General features: G+C 59.7%; 2 protein-coding genes. Both read left to right on the top strand.

Annotated features, from left to right (window positions below; all coding sequences use genetic code 11):
- Positions 1-24: 24 nt before the first annotated feature.
- The gene (locus B8115_RS15945) at positions 25-5,868 is read left to right on the top strand and encodes a DUF5801 repeats-in-toxin domain-containing protein (RefSeq protein WP_238539232.1); all 5,844 of its coding nucleotides are present in this window, start codon (positions 25-27) and stop codon (positions 5,866-5,868) included.
- Positions 5,869-6,103: 235 nt separating this feature from the next.
- Positions 6,104-7,237, top strand: a 1,134-nt coding sequence (locus B8115_RS15940; RefSeq protein WP_141638630.1) for a retention module-containing protein, incomplete at its 3' end; no start/stop codon positions are given.

Raw genomic sequence — 7,237 nt, 5'->3', positions numbered from 1 at the left:
ATCAACGGCGGCCCCGAGCAGGCCTTGCAGATCGGCCATGCCTACGCGCTGCCTGAAGGCACCCTGACTTTCTACGAGAACGGTACCTGGACCTTCGTTCCCGGCACCAACCTTGACCATAGCAGCGGCAAGGTGCCGGTATCCTTCGAACTGATCAAGGTCGATGGCGATGGCGACCGTGCGAGTGCCAGCCACACCATCAAGATCAAGGACGGCGCCGGTCCGACCCCGGGCGATGAGAATAGCGAAGGCGGCAGCGTGACCTTGGCCCTGGCCGATGCCGAAACCGTGGGCGGCAGCCACGTCGTCAGTGAAGAACTGGCCTTTACCGCCGGCAGCGACGACATCGTGAGCTTTGCCTTCGGCGATACCGGCAACATTCAGGTCACCGGCCTCGACGGTGAGCTGAGCTGGTCGCTGGACAACGACGGCAACCTGATCGGCAGCCTCGATGGCGAGCCGGTGCTCAAGCTGAGCCTGAGCGGCACCGATCCGATCGCTGCACAGCAGAGCGGTACCATCACCGTCACGGCGGAGCTGCTGGCCGCACTGCCGCACGACGTCAACGTCGACGACCTGACCATCACCGGTGTCACGGTCGTCGCCAGCGACCAGGATGGCGATAGCGCCACTGCGGGCATTACCGTCGAAGTGGCTGACGACCTGCCGAGCGTGGATGGCACCAACCCCACGGGGCATGAGGTCACCATCACCAATCTGGGCAGTGCGCCTGGGGTCGGCTACAACAACAGCTTCGGCTATTACATCAAGGACGAAAACGGCAATCCCACCATCGGCAAAGTTGTCTGGTCCAACGTCAAGCTCGACGTCGGTGATACCTTCGTGCTCGAAGGCTACGCTCCGGGCGAGGTGGGGTACTTCATCATCCCCAATGGTTCGAACCTGAATCCCGGCTTGACCAATGGCACTGACATCTCCTTCGAGCAGGTCAACGGAGTCTGGGTCGCAGTCACTGCAGACGGTAATCAGCTCGTTGGACAGGATTCCAACGCACCCGTGCTCTTCAACGACTCCAGCTTGCATCCCGATGGCAGCTCGCATGTCGAGAACAATGCCGAAGAGGGCGATCTCAACTGGGAGGACATCTACGGTCCTGGCAGCGATAGGGACTACAACGACGTCAACATCAACGTCGAATGGAAGCCCGCCAACCTGACCGTCGACGAGGCACAACTCGACGTGACGGCATCGTTCGACTTCTCCGGATACTTCAGCGCTGAGTATGGCGCCGATGGTTTGCAGACCCGTGAATACACCTTGAGTGTCTCGGCTGCTGGTGCCGACTCAGGTCTGGTCGATACCCAAACCGGTCAGGCCGTTCTCGTCAAGGAAGTGGATGGCGATATCGTCGGCTATGTCGTGACCGACGATGGTGTCGAAGTGCCCGTATTCACCCTCGAAGTGAATGCCGAGACAGGGGTCGTGACTCTCGACCAGCTCAGGGCGATTGCCCACCAGGGCGTTGGCCAGATCGGTGCGAGTGATGCCGCCAACATATTGGCTAACGTGATTTTCCTCACCAAGACCGTGACCGATGGCGATGGCGATGAGGCCCATGCGACGATCGACATTGGCCAGGTGATCTACTTCCTCGACGATGGCCCGACTGCGGAGGACGTAACAGTCAACCTTGGCTCCGGCCAGATCATCGAAGAAGGCAACGTACTGGCCAACGACACGCTGGGCGCCGACGGCGGCCGAGTAACGTCGGTCAACGGCGTTGCCGTACCGGCCGAGGGTACGGTCGATATCACTGGCCAGTACGGTGTCCTGACCATTGCTGCCGATGGCACCTACTCCTACGTACGTAACCCCGGCGCCCCTGGCAGTGTGTCGGATGTGTTCACCTATACCCTGACCGATGGCGACGGTGACAGCGACACCGCAACGCTGACCATCGCGATCAGCGACTCGCCTGTCTCTATCGACAATCCGGTGCATGGCGATGGCCATCACCTGGTCTTCAACGAAGCCCATCTTCCGGGAGGAAGCAAAGAGGGCGGCGGTCTGTTGGTACAGGGTGGAAGCTTTACCGTAAGCGCTCCGGATGGTGTGCTGAACCTGAGCGTGGGTGGCGAGTACATCGTCAAGGATGGGCTCGAGCAAGCGCTGCCGACCATCGTGACCGAAAGCGGTAATACCCTTGTCATCACGGGCTTCACTGCAAACGGCAACGGCACCTATACCGTCAACTACGAGTACACGCTGAACGCCAACAAGGATCACGACCAGCCGGCCAACGACGAGTCGCTGACCCAATCCTTCGAGATCGTGCTCGAGGATACCGACGGCGATACGGCCTCGAGCAACCTGCTGATCGAGATTCTGGACGACGTGCCCGAGTTCGGCACGCCGGAAGATGCTTCTCTCGGTATGGGCGTTGACAGCTCCGCTATCGGTAGTCTGGATCTCACCATCGGTGCGGATGCGGATGGCGCACATATCTCGCAGGCCAGCCTGATGACGGATGGGCAAGGCCACATCCAGGTTCGCTACGAAGACGACGGTGTTGCCAAAGAAACATACCTCACCTCTGGCGGCACGAAGCTGGTCTACGTGTTCGATAGCGAGAGCCAGCAGCTGATCGCCTATAAGGTTGGCGACGGCCCCAGCAATCCCGTGCTCACCATCGACATGAGCGTCAGTGGCAACCAGTACGAGGTCGTCGTTCACCAGCCTCTTGACCCTGTCGCGGTCAGCTTCACCACGGATGTCATCGGCAACCAGGGTGGTGGCATCGATGGCGAGCTGGTCATCAGCAACCCGAACCTGTCGGCTCAGTTCACCGGCGTAGGCGGTGCAGTCAACTGGTCTACCAATGGCATCGGTGTCGGTAACAACCTGATTGGAGCAGGCCAGACATTGATCGCTCAGTTCAACCAAACACTGACTGAGCTCTCCTTCGAGATGGGCAATAGCGGAGCGCTGAGCTGGGAAATCTTCAGCAATGGCGTATCGGTAGGCACCGGCAACGGCACGACGGCTTCCGCCTCGGGTGGCTTCGATGAAATCCGCTTCTATGGCAGCTCCGGTGGCAACCAGTACAACGTCAAGAACTTCCAGGGGGTGTTCCTCGATGCCGAGCTCGGCTACACGCTGCCTGTCGATGTCGTTGCAGTCGACGGCGACGGAGACACCACGGATGGCTCGTTCAATATTGGCTTCCAGCCTGGCGAAGTACCGCCGCTGCCCGAGCTGCCCACCATCCTTGGCTTGACCGACAGCGACGTGACGGTCAATGAGAAATACCTCGATGGCGGTACTGCCGAGGGCGAGGGTCAAGCCGCCGATAGCGGTAGCTTCAAACTCTCTACACCGGAAGGGTTCGGCGCGCTGCTGATCGCCGGAACCAAGGTCTTGGGAGATGGCGAGCAGCAGGGCGACAAGGTCAAGCTCAGCGCGGGCGACCTGGAGTCACTGGCGGCCGGCAATGTCATCGTGATCGAGACGCCAGAAGGCAACACCCTGACTCTGACCGGCTACGACTCCGGAACGGGTGAGGTGAGCTATAGCTTCGAACTGGGCAGCGCCGTCGAGCACACACCCGGTGAAGGCCGCAACGAGCTGGCGAAAGAGGGCATTCAGCTCGAGCTGGTGGACGGCCTGGGACACATTGCCTATGGCACCATCGACGTGGTGGTGATCGACGATGTCCCGTTCGAGTTCGATCTGGTTCAGGCCATTCAGGTACCTGTCAGCGAACTCGAAGTCGGTCAGCTTGGCGCCGGCTGGGAGAACCTGACCACTACCTCAGGAAGCGGCAGCGTAACCACCACATCGAATGAGAGCGGTATTTTCATCCAGTGGGGCGGGGCCAACGGCTCAGGCTATGACTTCGTCTATGCCGAAGGGCTGACGGGCTTGGGCGGCGTCACTACCGACTCCTTGTTCTCGCTGGGCACGCTGACGCATAACAACTTCGTGATCAGCGCCGGTAGCAAAGTGCTCAAGACCGTCGATCTTGACGTGTCGTTCAAGGTCATGATCGACGGTGTCTTGACCGAGGTGACCACCACTATCAAGCTCGAGCATGACGAGACGCCCAACAACAAGTCGCCGGCCACCCATCCGGACAATGACGATATCGTCAAGATCCTCAACCCGAATGAAGAAATTACCATCCAGGTAGGCGACCGTGAGTACGTGCTCAAGATCCGCGGCTTCCTGGACGCCAATGGCAACCTCGTCGACACGGTCTACACCACCGAGACCAAGGCCAGTTCGTTCGAACTCTTTGCCGAAATCGCCTCGACCGACGACCTGCCCAGCGTGGAAGGCCGGGTCGATGCCGACTGGGGGGCCGATGGCCCGGCGGAAGAGGACAGCCTGCTGTGGTCGGATGGCCAAGGTGGTACATTGGCCAGCGGTACGATCATCGGACAGCACGGCACCCTGACCGTGAACGCTGACGGCAGCTACACCTATGTGGTTAGCCGCAGCGCGCGTGATGGCATGAAGGCGGGCGAGACCTACCAGGACGAGTTCACCTACTACCTGACCGATGCTGATGGCGACGTGGTCGAATCGAAACTGACCATCAACCTCGAAGGCGTGCCGAACCCCGTTGAGCCTAACCGGATCGGCGAGCCGGAGGTCCAGGTCACTCTGGATGGTCCTGCGGACTTTGTGCTCCGCGTGGACAATAGTAATGCTCAGAGTGAGCCTGAAGGCTTCACCGTGGCTGCATACTACTCGCCAGGAAACTCAGGTAATTGGAATCTTGGTGAGGTCAGCTGGGCACAGATGGGCTTTGGTGTCGACCGTGATGGTCCGGCTGGCTCAGGTGCGGCTAAGTCAGAGATAGCCAATAACCAGCGCCTGGAAGTACGGTTCGACCAAAAAGTCTCCGAGGCTTTCTTCCAGCTTGCATGGCTGAGAACCGATGAGTATGCCAAATATACCGTACGCTACGATGATGGGACTTCTTCGTCAGCCATCGTGAATGGAAACACCCCTGAAGGCGGGTATGACGGTATAGGAGAGGTCATTAAGGTTTCAGCACCGGATGGCAAGAAAATCGTAGGCATCGATTTCTCTACGCCGGCCCCGGGCGAAACGGGCCACGGCGTAGGCAATGATTATGTCGTGCACCAAATCAGCTACAAGGCGGCGGACCTTTACGCTATCGAAGTCGATGTGACCTTGGCCGAGGACAACGTTTCCGACCAAGTGGTCTCGGTAGTGTTGGGTGGTGTGCCGGCAGGTGCTGAACTCTCCATCGGTGAAGACAATGGCGATGGAACCTGGACTCTGCCCTTGGGTGGGACGGGTGATTACAGCGTCGTAGTGGAGAACGGCAAGCTGACTATCACCGGTTTGACACTGAAGGTGCCGGTTGGCCATGAGGGCCCGGTGGAGATCGACGCTGTCGTGACCGTACAGGGCGGTGATTCATTGGCGATCCTCGGCGGTTCGCTCGACGATACCCTGGTGGGCGGGGACGGCGATGACCTGCTTATCGGAGGTGCTGGCAATGACATTCTGTATGGTGGCCTCGGAGCCGATACCTTCGCATGGAAGCTGGGTGACCAGGGCGAAGCAGGGACACCTGCAACAGATAAAGTGATGGACTTCACCCTTGGGCAGTTCGGTGTGGAGAGCGAAGCCGACAGGCTGGACATTGCCGATCTGCTCGATGGGGCCAGCAGCTCCAATCTGGCTGAATACCTGCACGCGGCCGACGATGGAAGTGGCAATACCGTGCTCCAGATCAGCCACAATGGAGGCTTCACTGGTGGCGTCTACGATGAGTCGGTTGTCGACCAGACGATCGTTCTCAAGGGCGTTGCCTACAGCGATGCGCTAATTCAGCAAATGCTCAGCAACGGTCAGCTCGAAATCGAATAAGGTAGGTTATCTTTGAAACGCCCGGCATTAGCCGGGCGTTTTTTGTCTGCTTTTTCTTCATATCCCCTGATAGGCGGTGAAGGAGTTTTCTCATCCACCCTGTACTAGAGTCCAATATCGCGGGTTGCCGTCTGGCGCATACTTCGCGGTAAGCACGCCCCCCTCCAAGCTGTGGTCTGTTTGGCCGTGGCGAGCCTCGTAAAGTCGTTCTCTCTTTTTGCGGGGTCCTCCCAAAATGTCTATTGCAATCGTTCTGTCCATCTCCGGTCAGGCCTGGGCTCGTGATGCCTCAGGAAACCTTCGTGAACTCAGCGTTGGTGACACGCTGCGCGAAGGGGAGACCGTCGTCGCTTCCCAGGGAGGGGGAGTAGAGCTCGATTTTGGTGACAATACCGCTCCTGCTTTGATCCAGGACGGAGAGCAGGTCGTTCTGACACCGGAGCTCAATGCCGAGGAGCCACTGGAGCCTAGCGAATTCGCGGCTCTCGATCAGGATATCGAGGCGCTGCTGGCGGCGCTGGATGATGACACGATCGATCTTCTCGATGTTCTCGATGCCACCGCCGCGGGAGCTGGCGGTGGGGGTGCGGCGGACGGCGGCCACAACTTCGTGCGCCTGGCGCGCGTCGCCGAGAGCACCGGGGAGCAATCATTCGAATTCGGCAATGTATCTGTCACTGACCTTCCGGTGGTTGAGGAGGCGGGGGCGGTACCGCAAGAGCCGCTGGTGGAACTGCCTAGCGAACCGCTCAATGCCGTGCCGACTGCGCTGGACGATTTCTTTTCGACCGATGAGGAAAGCTTGCTGTCGGGAGTCAATGTGCTCGACAACGATAGCGATCCCGATGGCGATGCACTTTCCATTAGCGACCCGGGCAGCCGGGAAGTCACTTTCATCGGTCCGAACGGGCTCGTCTTTACCGCCACCGTGGTGTTGGGCGCCGATGGCTTCCTTAGCCTCGACCCGCGTGGTGGATTCGATGCGCTTGCACTAGGCGAGCAGGCTTCCGGAACCTTCACTTATACCGTGACCGATGGACGGGGCGGTTTTTCGACTGCGAAAGTCACGCTGACCATCGTTGGCACCAATGACCAGCCGATCATCGGCGGCGTAGCCAGCGGCGAGGTGACCGAAGACGGCACCACTACCACGACCGGCCAGCTCACCGTCAGCGATGTGGATGTCAGCGACACCCACACCTGGAGCGTGGTGGGCGCCAACGTCGGCACCTACGGCAGCTTCAGCGTCGACGCCAACGGCCAATGGACCTACGTGCTCGACAACGCGAGCCCCGCGGTTCAGGGCCTGATCACCGGCCAGACCGTAACCGACAGCTTCACCGTGCAGGTCAGTGACGGCAAGGGCGGC

Source organism: Halomonas sp. KM-1, assembly GCF_000246875.1.
GTDB classification, from domain to species: Bacteria; Pseudomonadota; Gammaproteobacteria; order Pseudomonadales; family Halomonadaceae; genus Halomonas; species Halomonas aerodenitrificans.
This window is presented reverse-complemented; position numbering and strand designations above follow the sequence as displayed.